Annotated in this window: 4 protein-coding genes; 1 reads left to right on the top strand and 3 read right to left on the bottom strand. The window is 64.5% G+C overall.

The genetic code is table 11. The features are described 5' to 3' along the window. On the top strand, nucleotides 1-388 hold a 388-nt coding region (ybgF, locus tag AC1Q7H_RS39620), incomplete at its 5' end, for a tol-pal system protein YbgF (RefSeq protein ID WP_492382501.1). Here the strand turns inward: ybgF and AC1Q7H_RS39615 are convergent. The 3 genes from AC1Q7H_RS39615 to AC1Q7H_RS39605 all read right to left on the bottom strand — a co-directional run. Then, nucleotides 271-516, bottom strand: a complete 246-nt coding sequence (locus AC1Q7H_RS39615; RefSeq protein ID WP_420872221.1) for a hypothetical protein — start codon at nucleotides 514-516, stop codon at nucleotides 271-273. The two genes, ybgF and AC1Q7H_RS39615, sit on opposite strands and share 118 nt — an antisense overlap. A gap of 224 nt (nucleotides 517-740) precedes the next feature. Beyond that, a complete protein-coding gene (locus AC1Q7H_RS39610; RefSeq protein WP_153956971.1) occupies nucleotides 741-1,067 on the bottom strand; it encodes a hypothetical protein in 327 nt (108 codons plus the stop codon). A 139-nt stretch (nucleotides 1,068-1,206) separates the two neighbouring features. Next, nucleotides 1,207-2,313, bottom strand: a 1,107-nt coding sequence (locus AC1Q7H_RS39605) for a hypothetical protein (protein ID WP_492382500.1), incomplete at its 5' end; no start/stop codon positions are given.

Genomic DNA, 2,313 nt, shown 5'->3' with positions numbered 1-2,313 from the left:
GAGCACGTCGCCGCCGGGCGAGAAGCCCGAATACGACGCCGCGCTCAAGCATTTCCAGGCGGGCGACTTCAAGAGCGCCGGGAATTCGTTCTCGTCGTTTATCAAGAAATATCCGCAGAGCCCCTACCTGCCGCTGGCGCAGTACTGGCTCGGCAACTCGCTCTACGCGCAGCGCGACTATAAGGGGTCCACCTGGGTGCTGCACAAAATGATCGATGCCAACCCGACGCATCCCAAGGTGCCGGACGCCATGATCGCGGTGGCCAATAATCAGCTCGAGTCCGGCCAGAAGGATGCCGCGCGCAAAACGCTGGAACAGGTGGTGGCCAAGTATCCCGGTACCGAAGGCGCGCGTGCGGCGAACAACCGGCTGAAGACGCTGAAGTAAGTGCGGGTCAGTTCGCGCTGGCCCTTGAGCGCCGAGCCGATCGAGTTCTTGAGGAACATATTCGCGCAGAGCCAGGCCTTCGTGACCTTGGTGAAGGTCGGGTCCGGCTCAAAGAACGCCATGGTCATCGTGTACCGGCAATCGCGCGAAACACCGGAGCGGCGCTCAGCCGCGCCGGTCCCACCCAGTCCGCGTAGGTCTCGACCGGGCACAGGCGCGACAGTGCCGGCGCCCGGAAGGTGGTGCCCTGGTAGTGGCGGTCGCCCTTGGTCTGCAGGAAATAGCACTTCTTATCACAATGACGACAATTTCCGGAAACCTGTACGCCGGGACTTCCGCCCCGGCGACCGGCTTAGATGCGCGTGATGGGCAATCCGCCGGTAACGGCCGCGATCGCGCTGTCGGACAGCCTATTAACCGTCGTTTGCACGCCCACGATGGGGTCATCGTGGTGCTGCGCGACCCCCTGCGCCTTCGCCCAGGCGAACGCGAACGCTTGGTCGGCGGTCATCGCGGCCGGCGTTTGCAGAGGTTGGAGGGTCACGTCGATACCGCGCTCGACCGGCCGGAGGCACATCAGCACCTCAACGGCATGCGGGGCGCTTTCGTGCAGATGCAGGTCGATGGCGATGAAGCGCCCGGAGGCCAAGACGGCCCGAATGGTTTTCACGTAAGTCATGCGGTCTCCTAGAAGAAGCCTTCGCGCTTGCCGCGCTCGTTTGGCGGTGGCCGAGATATCCCGCGGTTCCAAGGCGTCGTCGTCCCAAGCGCCTATTTGGCGACCAAGATACGCCCTTATGCTCCGTCAGTGAAAGAAGTCAGGGCCGCACCAGCGCGCGGGCGGCCTGCCTAACTTCTGGCGATGAAAAGCGGTAGACAGCGCGATCCAGCAGGTAGTGGATGAAGCCAGTCGCGAAACCCAGTGCCAGCAGCGCCGGCACGAAAGGCGAGGAACGCAGCCAGAGCGCCGCATCACCGAAGATGCGATCGGCGTAGGCGTATTCGTCGGTCACGGCCTCCACCTCCAGCACCGGTAGCAGCAGGGTGGAGGCGACGGCGAGCACAAGCAGCACTGCCCAGCCGCGTCGATTGATTGGCGCCAGCAACTGGTGCCAGTGCGTGCGTGGCACCTGGTCCCCGCCGGAAGCCGTGAGCGAGGTGAGTCCCATTGCCACGCTCCAATGCTGCACGCTCCACAGCACAATGAACAGGAAGGGGTCGCGCGCGAGGAAGGCGAAGAGCACCATGGACGAAACGCCGAGGGCGTAGGCCATGCGCGGCAGCGATGCGCGCTGCGAGCGCAGTTCGACGAATAGCATCAGGGCGGTCAGGATCACGACGAAGGCGATGCCGCCATCATGCAGCGTGCGCGCGAACACGTCCGACCAGCCCGCGCCCAGGAGGGGGGCGATCCAGCGATCCTGGAAGGCGATCGATCCAGCTAAGGCCTCTGCCAGTACGACGAAACCGCCGCCCACAACGAGCGCGAACCAACGATCAAGCCGTCGCGTGACCGCATCAGACGCTCTTCCTGCGCGCGCGCGGTAAAGGCTAAGCAGCCCGAAGTGCTGCGCGGCGAAATGGTGACTCACTAGCAGGTAGTCCAGGACGGCGAACCAGACCACGCGCTCACTCAGCGGCACCGGCAGCACGCTCTCGGGTGCCAAAAGCAGGGCGAAGCAGGCCACGGCAATGGCCAACGGGCCTACCACGAAGCGCAGCCGCTGCGTGGTGAGCAGGGGGCGGAAAGCCGGGGTTGCGTAGGCCAACCAGGCCGACGAGACGCGATGGCCGAACCATAGAGGTACCGCGAAGACAAAGAACAGCCCGTCCACCGGGCTGGCGCGCACGTCGTCATGTCCCCACGCCAGGAAAAGGGTCAGCGGGGCTAACCACAGTGCATTCAGCACCCAAACGAGGTCCCA

The sequence above is a fragment of the Cupriavidus sp. GW823-FHT06D04 genome (genome assembly GCF_058795055.1).
Note: the sequence above shows the minus strand (reverse complement) of the source record. Positions and strands in the feature narration are given on the sequence as shown.